This window comes from Acinetobacter sp. L-24 (assembly GCF_056857555.1).
The window spans coordinates 20,469-39,954 of sequence record NZ_JBSXNI010000044.1 but is presented as its reverse complement, the minus strand read 5'-3'; the positions used below and the strand labels follow the sequence as shown (position 1 = coordinate 39,954).

Genomic DNA, 19,486 nt, shown 5'->3' with positions numbered 1-19,486 from the left:
CCATCATTAATGGTGACTTCTGTTTAGCCTAATTTATTTAAAAATATTTGAGGGGGATAGGTGAGAGAGTCAATAGCAAGTGTTTTGGATGTAAGACCTAATTTAAAAGGCTCTGAAATAGCAGCAATTCTTGGATGGAATAAAAAAGAAATAAATTCATTCCTAGCGCAGCATTCTGATGTCTATATAAGAGATGAGTCTGATTTTACGTGGAATAATAAAAATCCGTTAAATGTTAAAGAAATAAAAATTGATTTTCCTTCCGGATGGATAGATGCGGAAGTATATGAAAATAAGGTTTTAGCGGGATGTGATTTTTTCAAGGATACGGCAAGGGTATCCTTTATCTTTAAAAAAAATACTAAATTATTATTGGAAGTTATTGCTAGATTTATCTCATTGATAAATCAGCTTAATGATTATGGCATTAAGGTTGTTGTAGATCTTGATAATTGTTCTGGAGCACATAGCTATTTGAATAGAAATGGTTTTTTTGATTTCACCAATAAAGGGATCATTGTCTTACCTAAACGACCTACTTATTCAACAGCACAACAATTTAAGGGAAATTGTCAGTCTTTAGTTGAGTTTGGTGAAATTTGTCCACAGAGTGAAAATAAACAATTAAAAAGTGACTTGAGGACAAGTTTTATTGCGCAGACATCATCAGAATATGCGAATGTAGCCACTCTATTTTTTGCTGAATTTATTGGGAATGTCAGTGATCATAGTGAGTCTAAATTGAAGGGATTTGCTGGATTACAGCTATATAGTCCACCGAATTCAAAACAGCATATACAAGCTGTAATTTCTGATAGTGGTAGAGGAGTAGTGGCAACATTAAGGACGACTCTTAAACATAACTATCCAGATCTATATAAAAAATATCCTGAGGGCCAAGAAGAATCAGATATAGGTTTGGCATTGGAAGTTTTTTCAAAAGGAAGAATTACTCGGTTTGGTAAAAGTAGTGGTAGAGGATTAGGTTTTAAAAGTACAACTGATAATGCAAGTAGGTTTGATGCAAATCTAAGTATTAGGTTGAATAATTTTAGTATTCAATTGATCTATCGAAAAGGTGAGCTGATTAGTGAAGATATACTTAGAAATCTAACATATATACATGGCACACATATCTGTTTTGATTTTATAATTGACTGAAGCTGTTTAAACAGGTTAAATTTAACAGATGACTAAAAAAAATTTTATAGAGCTTAGAAAACTTGTTAACTCATCTGTTGCTTTTGGCAATCAAGAAGGGAGAGAGGTTTATCAAGCTATATCAATGTATATTGATGAACACCCTGAGTACTCTATTTTCGAGGTATCTTTACGAGGTATTGATGCTACAGATGCCTCTTTCCCGAGAGAAAGTATCGTATCACTGGCAAAAAATTTCCGTGGGGAAAAAGCTTTTTATTTAACAAATTTTAAGAACAAAGATTTAATAGATAATTGGCAATACGGTGCAGAGGCTAAAGAGCAACCTTTGTTAATTAAGCATGAAGATAAGCAGCTTTGGATAGGTCCAAAAGTTAATTCAGCAACACAAGAATTGCTAGATTTTATTTATGAACAACCAAAAGTTACAACCTCTTTGATTGCTAATCATTTTGATGTTTCTATTCCGAACGCAAGCATGAAGCTAAAAAAACTGTTTAATCAAGGTTATATCTTAGGTGAAAAAGAAACAGCATCTTCTGGTGGGCATGAGTTTGTTTATCGACCAATAAAAGATTAAATAATCTGATTAAACTGTTTGACTTAATCAGATTTATTGGATTATAGTCTTCAAAAGGGCGAAAAGCCCTTTTTGAAACCTTCTGATTAAACAGATTAAATTAAACAGAAATAAGGAGTTTAGCTATGGCTACAAATCCTCCATCAGGCGATGGACATCGTAATGGAATGGTTCGTGATCGTTCTCAAACACAAACCCCAAGTGGACATTGGGTTAAACGTGACACTGATACTGGGCGTTTTATGGATGTTAAGACATCTGATAAGACACCCTTTAAAGGTGTACGTAAAGAAAAATAAACCAGTAAATAATGCTCAATGGCTTTTCGAAGCCATTGAGTATCCTATTAAATTTTTGAATTAGAGGTTGTAATAATGGCGCGTAACCGTACTGTAAACTATGCTGTTGTTGATATTAAATTACTTCGAGAAGGTACAACAGTTGAAACTTATGTTGAGGTTTTTGAAGAACTTCGGAAAAATCCTAGACCGATTCCAATGGAACGTAATAACTATCTAAAATTTCGCTTTATAAAACCATTAAATGAAGAGAACTTGCTTAATGGTTTTAGTGGAGAAGTTTTTAAAAGTAATGGACTTACAAGTGATTGGTATGACGAAGAAAAAAATGAAAGGAATCGCCATAAAAATGTAGAGGAAAACTATATTCCATCTAATTTAAAAGCAAATCCAAGATTCTTTAAATTTATATTCTTTCCTTTACATCAAAAATTGGTTTGTGAAGTGAAGGACCCTGAAAATGAGATCCAAATTGGATTGCTTGAAAAGTTTTTAAAGAAGCTAATTATAACGGATAAATTGCAGGACAAATTTGGACGAATCATAGTTAGTACAGTCCCTGAAGTAATTTCAGCAGAAAAGATTATCAATTCGAAAACTTTAAAACGAATTCAAATCTGTTTAGAAAAGCCAGAAATAGGTGAGCAGTTCGATTCATCTCACAAAGTTATTTCTCATATGGTTGATATGAATACAGAGTCTTATATTCAGACATATATCGCAGGTAAAAATGATTTTTTAAACTTAAGCGATGAAGTAAAAGAGCTCATAAAGTTTGCTGCAGAGCATGGCATTATTGAATATAAGATCGAAAATCAAGAAGGGTTAATAGAAGATAAAAGTACTGCTGAATCTAACCCTTTAATTATTAGAGTTCAGTATGATCCAGATGAAACAGATCAACATTATTTGATCCAAGCTAAAGCATTGGAAATTGTAAGTAACATTAATTAGTGGTCAAATTCGAAGTAGTGAATAGAGTGGGGTGCTATTTCATCCCACAGGTTTAACTAGCCATTTGGAGTAGTAATCATTGGATGTAATCTTAAAATATTTACCTCTTATCATTTTTATTTACCCAATTTTATCTTGGTTAGATAGCAGAAAACGCTTTACCCATAGTGCAAAATTTTATGCAGATAGGGCGGTATCTGTTAAAAAATATGAAGAAGAAATTAAGCGAGCTGATATCACTGATTATGAAAAGAGTGCCTTTGCACAGGCAATGATTGCCACTGAAAAACTAGGCTTTAAGGAAGTGAATATTCTTAAGCTAAAATCCCCTAATAACTTTTTTTCAATGGTCAATAAAATAAAAAAAATTAGACATAAGATAGAAGTTAAAAAATTTGGGCAGGAAGATGTATTCATTTCAATCGATAGATCTAAGGCATTAAAATTTAAACCAATAATTTATTTCCTTTTATACGTATCATCAGTACCAATTTTTATATCAAATACTCTCTTAACTTTGTTGTTTAAATATTTAGGATGGAACTTGTTTTTTGTCGATGAAAATACATATATTTTTTCTCAATTTGCTATCTTAATAGTTGGAGTCTTAGTAGCAATTATTTCTGCTATGAAATTCATCAATCATGAAGTTTTAATGTCACTTATTAAAGAGGATGTTGTTATGGCAAAAGAAGAATTCGAAAGAGTGGATGATGCTGAAGAGCATTCACAAGATAATTTGATCGAGCTTGGGTAAATCTGGGTTAAAGAACATGGACGTTCTTTAATAGTTACAATAGTTTCAATTGCTAGTTAAACTTCCACCACCTCTAAGATAAGTAAGCTTACTTTGTACTAACTCAAACTAGGTACAGTTTAAATCCTTTTAGTACAGTTCCAGAAAATAACTAAATAAAGCTTCAGTTCCTATAAGCTATCCCTTTATCAAAGGATAGCTTGAAAATTTGAGATATATTTTCATATAGGATTTACTTCCTAGAAGCTATTCAGTATGCTTTTCACGTTTCATTTTGATCTAACTTGCTATGTTGGCTAATAAGTTTTTTAAACTTATCCTCGTATCAGTCCTGTTTTTGTTTGCTATAACAACGACGGGAATTTATACGTGGGCGCCTGTTATAGCAAAAAATCTAGATCATCATCATGAATTAAGTATTTCTGTCGAAACAGAAGACTCGAGCCAATGGTCATTAGCTCATCATGATGAAGTTCTGAGTACAGCAGATCAAGATAAAAAAAATCATAACTGGACTAGTTATGATGAACCCGCATTTCATCATTCAGTAAAGCCAATTCAAGCTGATGATCATTTCTCAATTGATCCAGTCTTTTTCCTTAGTTTTGCTTTACCTTTAATCCTCTTATTTTTAGGCTTATTTGAACGCCCCATTCGGTCTTTTAAGCTAAGAAAAAGGATTAACTTTCTCTGTAATTCCTACGCATTTACTAAGACGCTTATTGTTCTAAGAAATTGATTTAACTATACAAAATATTTTTTCATTTTTGTATAGGTATAGTCATGTCTAAAAAAAGTCAGGTAATTTTCGCCTGTGGCTTAGTTGTTATTGCTCCGCAGTTATTTGCAGGAACAAATTATGCACAGTTACAGCAGCAAGCGATTGCAAATGATTCAGTTCTAAAAAGTTTGCAGCAATCTCAGCAGGCGTATGATGTAAATCAAAAATATGCTGGTCGGATGAATAATCCTACGTTCAATGTCGAATTGGATAATTTGGGTAATTCTAAGCTGAAAGACTTGGATGGCCCAACTGCATTCATGGGTTTGTCGCAAGAAATTCCGTTAAATAATAAACTCGCTTTACGTAAGCAATTAGCAGGTTTACAAGGAAATAATAACCAATTTGAGATTACTCAACGACAAGCAGAGTTAAAAGCCGATTTTCGAATCTGCATGTCTAATTGGTATACAGCATCTCAGCGAGCAGAAATTTATGCTGCAGAGAGCAAGCTGAGTGCAAGACAAGCAACAGTTCTAAATGAAAAGCTAAAGTATGGACGGGTGATTCCATCTGATGTTCAACTTAATTCAGCTTTATCTGCTGAGTCCAAATTACGTTATCAAAATGAACTGAAAAAGGTTCAGTTTCAGAAAAATCTGTGTTCAAAATTTGCTTTTGATTTACCAGCCAATGCTATTGATGTTCCTTTAACGATTAACTTTACCGACAAGGTGAGCTTATCTGAACAGCAGGCATTACTAAAAAAACAGCAGGCAAAAACTCAATTTGAATTAGCAAAAAAAGAAGCGGTTCCTGATATCACGCTTGGCGTTGGTGTGCGTAATTATCAAGAAACCGATGACAAAGTTTTTTTGGTTTCTACTTCAATTCCGCTTTCAATATTCAATCGCAACAATGGAAATATTGCACTCGCACAAGCACAGCAAACCAATGCTGAAACTCGTTCAGATTTAATTAATCGAAATTCAAAGATTGAATTGGATAACAAATCTATTGAGGTATCCAGTTTGATTGATGCAATCAAGCAATATGACCAATCTGTTTTACCTGCAACAAAAGAAAGTTTACGCATTGCAGAAATGGGTTATCAGGCAGGAAAAATTTCACTACTGGAATTTAATAGCATTAAACAAGTTTGGTTAGAAAAACATCTCGCTCGATTTGATTTGTGGTTGGCTTTGCAAAATCAGATTGCAGAAGTTGAACGAAATTATGTAACGAATTTAGATCAAGAATAAGGGCAGAGAATATGAATAAACCAAAGAATACGGTCATTGCTACAGGCGTTATGGCTTTACTTGTCATGTTGTGTGCTCTGGCTTGGTACAAAACAGGAAACAAATCACAGACGTCTTCTGCACATGGTGAAGCTGTCGAAGAGAAAGCTGCTGTCGCAGGTGATGAAAAAGGTCCACATGGTGGACGCTTATATCGTGATGGAGACTTTTCAGCAGAGGTCAAAATTTTTGAAGAAGGTGTAGAGCCGCATTTACGTGTCTATGGCTACTACAAAGATCAGCCTTTAAAGCCGAGTGAGATTAACGCGAATATTTTTATTAAGCGCTTAGATGCTGAGCAAACCATTCGCTTCAAGCCTGAAAGTGATTACTTGATTGGAGATGAAATTGTTTATGAACCGCATTCGTTCTTGATGGTGATAAATGTTGATTACCAAGGCAAGAAACACAGCTGGAAATGGGATACCAAAGAAGGCCGTGTAACGATGCTGGATAGCAGTATCAAAAGCAGTGGTTTAGAACTTCTTAAAGTTGAACCCATGACTTTTGAGAATGCGCTTGAGCTTAAAGGTGAGCTTAAATTCCCAGACAATTTTGAAAGTTTCATTACGCCTAAAGCAAGCGGAACACTTATCAAAACCTATCGCACTATTGGTGATAAAGTCAGTCAAGGTGATCTGTTAGCGACTGTTCAAAGCCAAGATCTGATCCGCTTAAATGCTGAGCGATCCATTGCATTAGATAATTTGCAATTTTCACGCAAAAAGATGGAACAGGAACGCGTATTATTTCAAAAACGCGTATCGCCTGAAATTGACTACATCAATGCAAAACGTGAATACGATGATGCACAGACTCGTGCAAATGAGCTGAATAGCTTAATCAGTTCATACGGTGGTTCAGGTAACGGAACAATTGAAGTAAGAGCGGCAATGTCGGGCACAGTTTTACAAGTGCTTGCTGCTGTGGGTTCAAATGTAACACCAGCTTCACCACTTTTTAAAATTGCAAATACTTCACAGTTGCTTGCAGTGGTCAATGTGCCGGCTGATAAGCTGAATGCAATTAATCCAGATGCAAAAGTAACCGTTAAACCTCAAGTACAGGAAAGTACGGAGGAAGCACTGGGTAAGATTAAATACATTAGTGATGTGATTGATCCGAAAACACGTACTGCTCAAGTCTTTATTGAAATTGCGAACCAATTTAAATGGCGTTCTGGTCAGCTTGTTACCGCACAAATATTTGAAAATCAAAGCACGAAAGCCATGGTTGTGCGTGAAGATGCATTACAAAACTTCCGTGATTGGGATGTGGTATTTATCCGTGTAGGAAATGACTTTGAAGCACGTCCTTTAGAACTAGGCGATAAATATAACGGTTTTGTTGAGGTGAAATCTGGTCTTAAAGCAGGTCAGGTGTATGCAGCAGGCAATTCCTACTTATTAAAAGCAGAGCTAGGTAAATCTGGCGCTACTCATGATCACTAAGGGGTAGCGACTATGTTTGATCAAATTGTTAAGCTCTCGATCAAGAATCGATGGCTTGTACTGATTGTCTTTCTGTTTATCGGTGCATTTGGCGTTTATAACTATTTTAAACTGCCGATTGATGCTGTGCCTGACATTACTAATGTACAAGTCCAAATCAATAGTGAAGCGCAAGGCTTATCTCCAATGGAGATGGAGTCACAAGTGACCTATCCAATTGAAACGGCTTTGGCTGGTATTCCGAATCTGGAATACACACGTTCTGTATCGAGATATGGTTTATCTCAGGTTACGGCGATTTTCAAGGAAGGCACGGATATCTATTTTGCTCGTCAACTTGTAAATGAAAAGTTGCAAGGGGTTACTCCAACACTTCCGGGTGGCATATCGACTTCAATGGGGCCTGTCTCAACAGGGCTTGGCGAAATCTTTATGTACACTGTTGAGAACGCAAAAGATAATCCAAATCCATTATCACCCACTGAATTAAGAACTCTGCAAGATTGGGTGATTAAACCACAGCTTCGAAATGTAGAAGGTGTGAATGAAATCAATACCATTGGCGGTTATCTAAAACAATTCGTGGTGCAGCCTGATTATGCATATTTACGCAGTATTGGTTTAGATCAGCAGGATATCTTGGATGCTATTTCTAAAAATAGCATGAACAAAGGGTCTGGTTATATTGAGAAGAATGGCGAACAGTATTTGATTCGCTCAGATTCTCAAATTAACTCAATTGAGCAAATTCAAAATATCCCTATTACGACAAGCAGCGGTTACATTCTTCGATTGAAAGATGTGGCAAAAATATCAATTGGTCACGAGTTACGTACAGGTGCAGCAACTAAAGATGGGCAAGAAATTGTCTTAGGTACTGCATTTATGCTGATTGGTGAAAACTCGCGAAATGTTGCTCATGCGGTAGATCAAAAGTTACAAAAAGTCCAAGAGTCATTGCCAGAAGGTGTTGAGGCGAAAGCCGTTTATAACCGTACAACTTTGGTTGATGCAACAATCGACACAGTAAAGAAAAACCTTCTTGAAGGTGCAATCCTCGTTATTGTTGTTCTGTTCTTATTCCTTGGGCATTTCCGTGCAGCGCTCATTACTGCGATGGTGATTCCATTGTCTATGCTCATGACCATTACTGGCATGGTGAATCAACGAATCAGTGCAAACTTAATGAGTTTGGGGGCGCTAGATTTCGGGATCATCGTCGATGGTGCTGTCGTTATTGTTGAAGCTTCACTTGCGAAATTAGCGATGAAGCAAAAAGAGTTGGGCCGGATTCTGACGCGTAAAGAACGTTTTGCTACCGTATTTGAAGCAACTAGGGAATCTCGAAAAGCGATTCTTTATGGTCAATTGATCATTATCTTAGTGTATCTGCCTGTCATGACGCTTACTGGTGTTGAAGGCAAGATGTTTACACCGATGGCAGCTACAGTTGTTATGGCTCTCGTGGCTGCAATGGTTCTTTCGATTACTTTTGTTCCTGCAATGGTGGCTTTGGTCACGACAGGTGAAATTAAGGAAGAGGAATCTAAGATTGTTCATTTCATTAAGAAAGTCTATAGCCCAATTTTAGATTGGTCATTGAGTCATCGTTATAAGCTGATCGCGTTCGTCGCTATTTTCTTTGTATTCAGTGCAAGCCTTTCAACTCGCTTAGGTTCTGAATTTATTCCTTCATTAGATGAAGGTGATGTGGCATTACATGCGCTTCGAATTCCTGGCACTTCTTTAACTCAAGCTGTTGAAATGCAGTATGCGCTTGAAAAAGAAATCGTCAAAATTCCTGAAGTAAAAACCATGTTTGCTAAAGTGGGTACAGCTGAAATTGCGACAGACCCAGTTCCACCAAACGTCGCTGATAATTTTGTGATATTGAAACCACGTAGCGAATGGCCGAATCCTGACAAAGAAAAATCAGCTGTTGTTGCCGATATTGAACGTGTGGCAAAAGGCGTTTATGGAAACAACTATGAGTTCACTCAGCCGATTCAAATGCGTTTTAACGAGCTGATTTCAGGTGTTCGTACAGATGTTGCAGTGAAGATTTATGGTGATGATTTAGATCAGTTGCTTGAATCAGCAAATGCTGCAGCGAAAATTTTAGAAGGTGTGAGTGGTACAGCTGACTTAAAAGTTGAACAGCTGAGTGGACTGCCAACGGTATCTGTTGAGCTTAAAAAGGACATGATCGCCAACTACGGTCTTGATGCTGAAGATGTGCAAAAGCAAGTATCCAGTCTGATTACGGGGCAAACAGCAGGTAAGGTTTTTGAGGGAGATCGTAAGTTCGATATTGTGGTTCGAATGGATCAGAACTCCGTTACGGACTTAGACAAGCTTTATCAAGTTCCAGTGAATTTGCCTAATGGTTCAAGTGTACTTTTATCTGAACTAATCGAATTGAAGAATGTTCAGGGGCCAAACCAAATCTCACGTGAAAACGGTAAACGCCGAATTGTAATTACTGCCAATGTTCGTGGTACGGATATCGGAAGTTATATCGCAGAAGCCCAATCTAAACTCAATGCTGACTTTAAATTACCTGAAGGCTATTGGCTGACATGGGGCGGTACATTTGAACAAATGGAATCAGCTTCAAATCGTCTAATGATTGTTGTCCCTCTGGCTTTGATCTTAATTTTTGCCATGATTTATATGGCATTAGGAAATGTCAGAAATAGCGTGCTGGTCTTTACGGGCGTGCCATTTGCATTAACGGGCGGTGTGATTGCCTTAGCTTTACGTGATATCCCATTCTCTATCTCAGCAGCCGTTGGTTTTATTGCACTGTCGGGTGTTGCTGTACTGAATGGCTTAGTTCTAGTGTCTGCAATTCAGAGATTGAGAGATCAAGGTGAAGGATTACTTGAAGCTGTTAGACACGGTGCATTGGAACGACTTCGCCCAGTATTAATTACGGCTTTAGTGGCATCTTTAGGTTTCATCCCTATGGCATTGAATGTTGGGATTGGCTCTGAAGTGCAACGACCGATTGCGACTGTTGTGATTGGCGGAATCTTATCTTCGACCTTATTGACGTTGATTATTTTGCCTACGCTATACGTTTGGTTTAACCAAGGACGTAAAAAGCAATCAGATGATTTTTCTGAGCAGCAAGAAGCCTAGGTGAAAATGCAATGATAGGCATAGTGAGAGATAGAAAGTTTAGAAATTTGATGATGTGGTTCGTCTGCATCATCAGTCTTGCACTATGCCTGCATTTTAATACGCACAATGCAGAGACTGCATACCAAGAACATACGGTTTATGAATTTGAAGGTGTACATTTTCATGATGTGCATCAAAAGCAAAACCATATTCATCATGATAATTTTCATGAGCATTTTGGTGAATATCAGTCTGGTCAATCGATAACTTTGTTATTTACTTTCACCTTTATTTTGATCCTGGATAGAGTGAAAAATTATCTCTATCTGATGATCAGCCGTATTTTCAAACCTCCCAAAACATCGCTAGAAACTTTTCTTTTTAGTTAACTTTGGAGTTTGATTTACATGCAATTTATTTTTTCACAATGGGTGAGACTCAAGGCATTTTTAAAGTTATTGATTACTTTAAGTGCAGTTTTGATGAGTTCTGCACTTTTTGCCCATGGCGTGGCGGAAGGTGACAAAGGCTATATTCAAGAAATTTATGGGGTACACATCATTCCCTTTATTTACCTTGGTGCAAAGCACATGGTTACAGGTTATGACCATTTGCTGTTCCTCGTCGGGATTATCTTTTTCTTATATCGCATGAAAGATATTGGCTTATATGTCAGCCTTTTTGCGATTGGTCACTCTGTGACAATGCTGATTGGGGTGTATTACAACATTTCCATGAATGCATACATTATTGATGCAATTATTGGTTTTTCTATTGTTTATAAAGCTTTGGATAATTTAGGTGCATATCAGCGTTGGTTTGGTTTCCAGCCCAACACTAAAGCAGCGACGTTAATTTTTGGTCTGATTCATGGCTTCGGTTTAGCGGTAAAAATTCAAGAGTATGAAGTTCCGGCAGATGGTCTATTGGCAAACCTCATTGCATTTAATGTCGGGGTAGAGCTTGGTCAATTTATGGCTTTAGCGATGATTTTGCTGTTGATGACAATGTGGCGAAAAACGCCGTATTTCTTCAAAACAGCTTATCAAAGCAACGTTTTTTTAATGTTCCTCGGCTTTTTACTTGTGGGCTTTCAGCTTACTGGCTTCGTTACTCAATAAGGATTTTCAAATATGTACAACGCTCAAATTCCACAAGATGTTGAATTACCTTCTGCAAAGAAACTTGTTAAATCAACCATTATCGCTGCAGTGAGTGCTGCAGTTGTCTTAGTTACAGTTGTTATGCCAGCTGAATACAATATTGATCCTACTGGGGTTGGTAAAGTTCTAGGCTTAACAACGATGGGTGAAATTAAGCAATCTTTGGCTCAAGAGTCTGAAAATGGTATGGGAGAGGCAGTTTCAAACACGATATCGAGTGAAGTTGCAAGTGACCCCAATATTCAATCATCTATGCCAATTGGTGAAGCAGAAAAAATGCTAATGCCTGCAATTCAAAAGCAGCAAATGACAGTTGAGTTGAAGCCCGGACAAGCCACTGAAATTAAGTTGGCGATGCCGGAAAGTGCTAGCGTGAATTTTAAATGGACAACATCAGGCGGTGGTCTAAATTATGACACGCATGGTGATCCAGTGAACGCTCCCAAGGGCTTTTACCATGGTTATGGCAAAGGACGTAATGAAACTCAGCAAACAGGTACATTAAAAGCAGCTTTTGATGGTAAGCATGGCTGGTTCTGGCGTAATAGAACTGAAAGTCCTGTTTCAGTGACATTGGAAGTTGAAGGCCAATTCAGTGATATGAAGAAAGTCTTTTAAGCTTTAAAAAATCTCCTTGGAATAAAATCCAAGGAGATTTTAATTGGCATTGATTTTAGAAATAAAAATTAGGTTCTAAAAGGAGTCCCTAAAATGCTAGAAGTTTTAAAAAATACAACGTATAGGCATTTGTTCTTAGCTCAAGTCATTGCACTTATTGGAACAGGGCTGATCACTATTGCTTTGGCTTTACAGGCGTATGATATTGCTAAAGGGGAGGCTGCTCAGGTCTTAGGCATAGCATTGGCGATAAAGATGATTGCTTATATTGGGGTAGCACCTATTGCTTCAGCATTTGCAGAAAGGCTGCCACGTAAAAAAGTTTTAGTGGGGTTAGATATCATCCGTGCTTTAACTGCTTTATGCCTGCCTTTTGTGACCCAAATTTGGCAAATCTATATTCTAATTTTTATTCTGCAATCTGCATCAGCTGCATTCACACCTACTTTTCAGGCCATGATTCCTGATGTGTTGCCTGATGAAAAAGACTATACCAATGCTTTGTCCCTTTCACGTTTGGCTTATGACTTAGAAAATATCATCAGTCCGATGTTGGCAGGATTTTTACTTGGATTTATAAGCTATCACAATCTATTTTTAGGAACGGTGATTGGCTTTATTGGTTCAGCACTTTTTGTTGTCAGTGCAAAATTGCCTGTTGCTAAAGTACCTGAATTTAAAGGAGTGTATTACAGAATAAAGCAGGGGACAAAAATTTATTTTAATACCCCGCGTTTAAAGGCACTCCTAGCGTTAAACCTTGCGATTGCTTCAGCCAGTGCTGTGGTGATTGTAAATACGGTTGTACTCGTTCAATCAACCTTTAAGCTAAATGAACATGCCACCACTTGGGCCTTTGGCTTGTTTGGCTTAGGGTCTATGCTCTCGGCATTTATATTGCCTAATATTCTGGATAAATTTAACGATCGAGCTGTGATGTTGAGCGGCACAGCTGTATTAGTCGTTGGCTTGTTCTGTGGGTTTTTTATTAACTCATACAACGGACTATTAGCTTTATGGTTTGCTTTGGGAATAGGTTACTCAGTATCTCAAACGCCTACAGGTCGGTTAATTCGTAAATCTGCATCTAGTGAAAATAGAACTTCATTATTTGCCGCGCAGTTCGCTTTTTCACACGCATGCTGGTTAATTGCTTACCCTTTAGTAGGTTGGCTGAGTACCAATTTTGGAACACTCTTTACATTCGTGCCTATGGCGATTATTGCTCTAGTGGCAATGAGTATTGCTTTTATAATTTGGCCAAAACAGGATGAGTCCGTAATAGTACATTCACATGATGACTTACCTGCGGATCATGAACATCTACTCAGTCATAACCATGATGGAAAGCATTCACATGACTATGTAATAGATGAATACCATCAAAGATGGCCGAAATAAATGATGGCCTATGTTTTATTATTTTTAAGTGCATTTGGTGCAGCAATTGGGTATTTAATTTATTGGAAAATATCCTAATTTTTTGAAATTACGTTAAACTGATTTATGCAAGTAAAACAATTGATCAATTTAAAATAGGGGTTTAGCATGAAAGTTATGTTTTTTTGTTTAGTTGGATTGTTCGCAAGTTATGCGAATGCACATTCTGGTGGTACTAATTCAGCGGGATGTCATAACAGTAGTACTGGTGGGTATCACTGCCATTAATAAAAAAGAGTTCTTAAGAACTCTTTTTTATTAAACCAATCGGGGGAGGAAGGTTTATAGTTTGATAGATATTCGAATTATTAAGCCTAAAATAATTTGGTTTTTTAGATTTAACGTAAGTTTTAAAAAAATATAATTAATAAGATAATACCAAGTGCAACACGGTACCAAGCGAAAACTCTCAGTGAATGTTTTTCTACAAATTTGACCAAAGCTTTTACAACAACAAGTGCAGCTATAAATGCAGCTATAAAGCCTATGACTATATTTAATATATTCTCTGAGGTTAATATTGATGCATTACGCATTAAGTCATATGTTGCCGCGCCTAACATTGTTGGCATAGCGAGAAAAAAGGAAAATTCTGTAGCAGCTTTACGTGATAAACCTGAGAGCATACCGCCAATTATCGTTGCTCCTGAACGAGAAGTGCCAGGAATCATTGCAAGGCATTGAGCAAAACCGACAAGAATAGCTTGTTTTATACTAATGTCAGTGGCTTCGAGTGTTTTTGGTTCAAACTTTCTTGCTTCTACTGCGAAAATAATCAATCCGCCAATAATAAGTGCGAAAGCTACGACTAATGGGCTAAACAATACTTGTTTGATGAAATCGACGGCTAATATACCAATGAGAACAGCAGGAAGAAAAGCAATAAAAACATTGATAGCAAAACGTCTAGCATGAGTATCACCAGAGAAAAAACCTTTTACTAAGTCGATTATCTTTTGACGGTAAAGCCAGCAAACAGCAAGAATAGCACCTAGCTGAATGACGACCTCAAATACACGGCCTGAGTCGGATTGAAAATCAATTAAATGCCCAAAAAGAATTAAATGTCCTGTACTTGATATTGGTAGAAATTCTGTTAAACCCTCAATCATTCCTAAAAATAATGCTTTTAAAAGTTCTAGATTTTCCATAAGTAAAAATAATCATGAATGGTTGGAATCTTTTAAGGCATTTCAAACTTTATATAAATGTATCTATGCAAATTTTTACGCAAATTTTACGCGCTATACATATTTCTGAATAGAGATTTTACGGGCGGCTTTTAGATACTAAATCATGGAAATTTATCCATGCTTAGGATGGAAAAGATGAGTGCTAAATTTAAAGCGCATCAAAAAATGTCGTATCAAAACAACTGCGCCATACATGAGGCGATGCAACTTAGAGAGATAAAAAAAAGTGTATTTGCTTTCCATTTTAAGGGGAGTAAAAACTGATGTTAGTATTTATTCTGCTTATCATGAACGTTGTCGCCCTTGCTTATCCGCTTGGTAAATATTTAGCAGCAGTTATGCAAAATCAAACAATGCGAATTGATCCACTTTTCAATTGGATTGAAAAACCGATATATATACTGTTGGGTACGAACCCTAAATTGGGGATGAGTGTCAAAACGTATACCCTAAGTTTTGTACTGAGTTGCATGGTGTTGGGTGGCTTTACTTGGGTTTTATTTATGACTCAAGCGAACTTACCGCTGAACCCCAATCAGGCTCCAAATATGTCGTGGGATTTAGCCCTTCACACCATGATTTCGTTTTTAACCAATACAAATCAGCAGCATTATTCCGGACAGGCTCAGTTGTCGTATTTGTCACAAATGGTGGGTATTGTTGGTTTGCAAATCATTACTCCCATGATGGGGCTAGCAATGGTTGTTGCTACGGTTCGCGCATTATTTTATAAGCAATCCGTTCCGCTGAATATTGAAAAAAACACAACTTCGGGGACTCCATTACAAGGTGTGAATGTCGGTAATTATTGGGCAGATGTCATTCGTCCAACCTTCAGATTTTTAATACCGCTATGCATGGTATGGTCACTTTTACTGACTAGCCAAGGTGTTCCATCAACATTTCAAGGCGGCCCAGAAGTTCAAGTCCTAGACCAAACTGCAGAATTACATACGCAAAAAATTCCATTGGGGCCAGTAGCACCAATGGTTGCGGTTAAACAATTAGGAAGTAATGGCGGGGGCTGGTATGGGCCTAATAGCAGCGTGCCTTTAGAGAATCCAACGCCATTATCTAATTTCCTAGAAATGTTGGCTATTTTACTCATTCCAGTTTCAGTTATTTTTATGCTGGGCTTTTTTACCAAGCGTACAAAATTTGCAGTCTTCGTTTTTGCTTCAATGCTGCTGATGTCAATCATTTCTGCCAGCAGTGCAATTTGGTCTGAAAGTATTTCTACAACGGCAGCACAGCTGTATGCAATGGAAGGTAAGGAAGTACGTTTTGGTGAAGCATCTTCTGCGCTATGGTCAGCATTGACTACACAGGTGAATAATGGCTCAGTCAATATGATGCATGATTCTTCTGCACCGCTCACTGGATTAATCGCATTAGCAAATATGCTGATTAATGCTATTTGGGGCGGGATTGGCTGTGGGTTACAGCAATTTATCATTTATCTATTTTTAGCTGTGTTTATCGCAGGTTTGATGATTGGGCGTACACCTGAACTCTTTGGTCGGAAAATTGAAGCTGGGGAAATTAAGTTACTCGCTGTGGTGATTTTAATTCAACCGATTACGATTTTAACCCTCACTGCAATCACATTGTATTTCCCTACATTAACAGGCAATAGCAATCCTCAATATCATGCTGTTTCACAGGTGCTGTATGAATATGTTTCGGCATTTGCCAATAACGGCTCAGGTTTTGAAGGTCTGGCTGATAATACAATTTGGTGGAATTTAAGTACCAGTTTAGCTCTAGTCTTGGGCCGTTTTCCAACATTGATTATTCCTCTTTTCATTGCCGCACGTTTAGCTTCGAAACGTCAAGCTCCTGAAAGCAGTGGCAGCTTAAAAGTGGAAACTCCGACTTTTGCACTCACGTTGATTGCCATTGTGGTGATGTTGACGCTCTTGCAATTCATGCCTGTACTGGTTTTAGGGCCTATCGCAGACCATTTGTTGTTGGTTAAAGCTTAAGGGTGAAAAATATGAATCATTCAAAACAATCTATTAACGCTGTTCAAAATATGCCGTTACCAACAGTACCAAAGCAAAATCAATCAACATTGTTCCAAGTAGAAGCATGGAAAAATGCTTGTATTAAACTGTTGCCGCAGCATGTCATTAAGAACCCTGTGATGGCGATTGTATGGCTAGGAACACTGATTACGCTGGTGTGCACACTTTTGGGAAAAGCAGACTTAATGTTTGGCATTCTAGTCACAGTCATTTTATTTATTACTGTGCTATTTGCGAATTATGCAGAAGCTGTGGCAGAAGCCAAAGGTCGGGGACAGGCTTCCTCTTTAAGACAAGCACGCCAGAATTTAACGGCACGTCGAATTAAAAATAAAGAAGATGCGGATGGTGAACAAATCGCAGCGACGCTCTTAAAAATGCATGATTTGATTGAAGTTCGTGCGGGTGAGTTGATTCCTGCTGATGGTGAAATTATTCATGGTTTTGCAACCATTAATGAAGCTGCTGTTACAGGGGAGTCAGCACCTGTTTTACGTGAAGCGGGTACTGATAAATCAGGTGTGATTGGTGGCACTAAAGTATTGACGGATCGAATAATCGTGCAAGTCACAGCTGAAACAGGAAATAGCTTTCTTGACCGTATGATTGCTTTGGTAGAAGGTTCAAACCGTCAAAAAACACCGAATGAAATTGCTTTGGGTATTTTACTTACAGTGATGACAGTGACTTTCATTGCAGTTGTTTTCAGTTTGCCAATGATTGGACATTTCTTAAAAATCGAAATTAATCCAATTCTACTGGTTGCATTATTGGTTTGCTTAATTCCAACCACCATTGGCGGCTTGCTTCCTGCTATCGGTATAGCTGGGATGAACCGTGCTTTAAAAGCCAATGTTATTGCTAAATCAGGTAAAGCGGTAGAAGTTGCTGGTGATGTAGATGTACTGCTTTTAGATAAAACCGGCACGATTACTTATGGTGACCGCCAAGCAACTGCATTTTATCCGCTCGCTGGTGTCACTGAATCAGAGCTTTGCCAAGCTGCAGTACTTACCTCATTGGCAGATCCAACGCCTGAAGGTAAATCGGTTGTGGTTCTAGCAAAAGAATATGGACAGCATGTCGATACGCCTGAGCAAGCAGAATTTATTAACTTTGATGCTTCAACGCGTATTTCTGGGATTAACTTGAAAGATGGTCATCAAATTCGTAAGGGTGCATTGGATGCCATTCTTAAGTTTTCATCACAAAATCTTGAGAATCAACTTGAGTTGAAAACCCGCGTTGAACAAGTTGCTTCTAAGGGTGCAACACCGCTTGTGGTCGCAAAAGATCGGAATATTTTAGGTGTCATTGAGCTTTCGGATGTAATTAAAAAAGGGATCAAGGAAAAGTTTGCGCGCTTACGTGAAATGGGCATTAAAACCGTCATGGTGACAGGTGATAATCCACTTACGGCTGCTGCTATAGCTGCCGAAGCAGGCGTAGACGACTATATTGCTGAAGCAAAACCAGAAGATAAGCTCAGCTGTATTCGTGCGGAACAAAACAAAGGGCATTTGGTGGCAATGGTCGGAGACGGTACCAACGATGCTCCTGCTTTGGCTCAAGCTAATATTGGTTTAGCGATGAACTCAGGTACGCAAGCGGCTAAAGAGGCGGGTAATATGGTCGATTTAGACTCCGATCCAACGAAGCTTCTGTCTGTAGTGGAAATTGGTAAGCAGCAGCTGATTACACGCGGTGCATTAACCACATTCTCTTTGGCAAATGACGTCTCAAAATACTTTGCCATTTTACCTGCATTATTTGTCGCGGCTATTCCACAAATGGGTGTGCTGAATGTGATGCAATTGAGTAGCTCTGAAAGCGCCATCCTTTCAGCACTGATATTTAACGCGATTATTATTCCTTTACTCATCCCGATTGCTTTACGCGGTGTGAAATTTAAGCCATCAACGGCAACTCAATTATTACGCCGTAATATGCTGATTTATGGTGTAGGCGGAGTAATGTTGCCTTTTGTTGCGATTAAAGCGATTGATCTGATGATTAGTCAATTGTTATCACTTTGAACTGATGAGGAGAATAAAAATGAATATTGAAAACCATCAAGAAAATGAGCAATTGAATAGTATGTCGACGGCTGGATTCGGTTTAATACGTGCATCCATTGGCTTAACAGCTGTGACCTTGGCTATATGCGGCTTTGCATATAGCTCGGTTGCAGCAGGTTTAGGGCAGGTCATTTTTCCGCATCAAGCCAATGGCAGTTTGATTGTACAGAATGGTGAGGTCATTGGGTCAAGTTTGGTTGCACAGCCTTTTATTCAAGCAAAGTATTTTCAACCGCGGCCGTCCGCGTCAAATTATGACCCTATGGCCATGGCAGGGGGTAATTTGGCACGAACAAATCCAGCATTACATGAAATGATGGATGAGCGTTTAAATAAAATTGTGGCACAAGAGCGCGTTGAAAAATCTCAAATCCCTTCTGATTTGGTAACAGCATCGGGCAGCGGTATCGATCCTGAAATTAGTCTGCAGGCCGCCTTAATTCAGGTCAATCGAATTGCAGCCGCAAGAGGAATGTCAGTACAAGATGTGGAGACATTAGTACTGGAAAGAAGTATTCGGCCTAGCTTCGGAATATTAGGGCAGACACGTGTGAATGTGCTTGAAATAAACATTGCTTTGGATCAGGCTGAAAAAGCGATTTAATAAAATGGAAGGA

18 protein-coding genes are annotated in these 19,486 nt (G+C 38.0%); 17 read left to right on the top strand and 1 reads right to left on the bottom strand.

Annotation, left to right across the window (positions count from 1 at the left end; all coding sequences use genetic code 11):
* Positions 1-60 precede the first annotated feature (60 nt).
* The 14 genes from AC13CK_RS11745 to AC13CK_RS11680 all read left to right on the top strand — a co-directional run bounded on the left by AC13CK_RS11745 (position 61) and on the right by AC13CK_RS11680 (position 13,799).
* A complete protein-coding gene (locus tag AC13CK_RS11745) occupies positions 61-1,161 on the top strand; it encodes an ATP-binding protein (protein ID WP_311203943.1) in 1,101 nt (366 codons plus the stop codon).
* A gap of 28 nt (positions 1,162-1,189) precedes the next feature.
* Complete coding sequence (locus AC13CK_RS11740; RefSeq protein WP_071321145.1) at positions 1,190-1,741, top strand: helix-turn-helix domain-containing protein; 552 nt, start codon at positions 1,190-1,192, stop codon at positions 1,739-1,741.
* A gap of 125 nt (positions 1,742-1,866) precedes the next feature.
* Positions 1,867-2,040: a hypothetical protein gene (locus tag AC13CK_RS11735; protein ID WP_171260619.1), complete on the top strand. Its 174-nt coding sequence runs from the start codon at positions 1,867-1,869 to the stop codon at positions 2,038-2,040.
* A 75-nt stretch (positions 2,041-2,115) separates the two neighbouring features.
* Complete coding sequence (locus AC13CK_RS11730) at positions 2,116-2,994, top strand: DUF4747 family protein (protein ID WP_482831226.1); 879 nt, start codon at positions 2,116-2,118, stop codon at positions 2,992-2,994.
* Between the two features lie 79 nt (positions 2,995-3,073).
* Positions 3,074-3,751, top strand: a complete 678-nt coding sequence (locus AC13CK_RS11725; RefSeq protein WP_034675506.1) for a hypothetical protein — start codon at positions 3,074-3,076, stop codon at positions 3,749-3,751.
* Positions 3,752-4,040: 289 nt separating this feature from the next.
* Entirely contained in the window at positions 4,041-4,490 is a 450-nt protein-coding gene (locus tag AC13CK_RS11720) for a hypothetical protein (RefSeq protein WP_311203941.1), read from the top strand.
* A gap of 44 nt (positions 4,491-4,534) precedes the next feature.
* Positions 4,535-5,734, top strand: a complete 1,200-nt coding sequence (locus AC13CK_RS11715) for a TolC family protein (protein ID WP_311203940.1) — start codon at positions 4,535-4,537, stop codon at positions 5,732-5,734.
* An 11-nt stretch (positions 5,735-5,745) separates the two neighbouring features.
* Complete coding sequence (locus AC13CK_RS11710) at positions 5,746-7,224, top strand: efflux RND transporter periplasmic adaptor subunit (protein ID WP_311203939.1); 1,479 nt, start codon at positions 5,746-5,748, stop codon at positions 7,222-7,224.
* A gap of 12 nt (positions 7,225-7,236) precedes the next feature.
* Complete coding sequence (locus tag AC13CK_RS11705) at positions 7,237-10,368, top strand: efflux RND transporter permease subunit (RefSeq protein ID WP_348907046.1); 3,132 nt, start codon at positions 7,237-7,239, stop codon at positions 10,366-10,368.
* Between the two features lie 11 nt (positions 10,369-10,379).
* The gene (locus AC13CK_RS11700) at positions 10,380-10,739 is read left to right on the top strand and encodes a hypothetical protein (RefSeq protein ID WP_071321139.1); all 360 of its coding nucleotides are present in this window, start codon (positions 10,380-10,382) and stop codon (positions 10,737-10,739) included.
* Positions 10,740-10,757: 18 nt separating this feature from the next.
* Entirely contained in the window at positions 10,758-11,471 is a 714-nt protein-coding gene (locus AC13CK_RS11695; protein WP_311203937.1) for a HupE/UreJ family protein, read from the top strand.
* Between the two features lie 12 nt (positions 11,472-11,483).
* The gene (locus AC13CK_RS11690; protein ID WP_311203936.1) at positions 11,484-12,131 is read left to right on the top strand and encodes a transmembrane anchor protein; all 648 of its coding nucleotides are present in this window, start codon (positions 11,484-11,486) and stop codon (positions 12,129-12,131) included.
* 93 nt (positions 12,132-12,224) lie between these two features.
* On the top strand, positions 12,225-13,532 hold the full coding sequence (locus AC13CK_RS11685; protein WP_071321136.1) for an MFS transporter: 1,308 nt from the start codon (positions 12,225-12,227) through the stop codon (positions 13,530-13,532).
* 147 nt (positions 13,533-13,679) lie between these two features.
* A complete protein-coding gene (locus AC13CK_RS11680; RefSeq protein WP_143045200.1) occupies positions 13,680-13,799 on the top strand; it encodes a YHYH domain-containing protein in 120 nt (39 codons plus the stop codon).
* 122 nt (positions 13,800-13,921) lie between these two features.
* Here the strand turns inward: AC13CK_RS11680 and AC13CK_RS11675 are convergent, their stop codons facing one another.
* On the bottom strand, positions 13,922-14,722 hold the full coding sequence (locus AC13CK_RS11675; protein ID WP_071321135.1) for an undecaprenyl-diphosphate phosphatase: 801 nt from the start codon (positions 14,720-14,722) through the stop codon (positions 13,922-13,924).
* A gap of 305 nt (positions 14,723-15,027) precedes the next feature.
* Here AC13CK_RS11675 and kdpA point away from each other — a divergent pair, with 305 nt between their 5' ends.
* Genes kdpA through kdpC form a run of 3 tightly spaced genes read left to right on the top strand, consistent with a single transcriptional unit; the run spans position 15,028 to position 19,473 of the window.
* Entirely contained in the window at positions 15,028-16,749 is a 1,722-nt protein-coding gene (gene kdpA, locus AC13CK_RS11670; protein WP_071321134.1) for a potassium-transporting ATPase subunit KdpA, read from the top strand.
* A gap of 50 nt (positions 16,750-16,799) precedes the next feature.
* Positions 16,800-18,827: a potassium-transporting ATPase subunit KdpB gene (gene kdpB / locus AC13CK_RS11665; protein ID WP_071321150.1), complete on the top strand. Its 2,028-nt coding sequence runs from the start codon at positions 16,800-16,802 to the stop codon at positions 18,825-18,827.
* A gap of 19 nt (positions 18,828-18,846) precedes the next feature.
* A complete protein-coding gene (gene kdpC / locus AC13CK_RS11660) occupies positions 18,847-19,473 on the top strand; it encodes a potassium-transporting ATPase subunit KdpC (RefSeq protein WP_071321133.1) in 627 nt (208 codons plus the stop codon).
* The last annotated feature ends 13 nt before the right edge of the window (positions 19,474-19,486 follow it).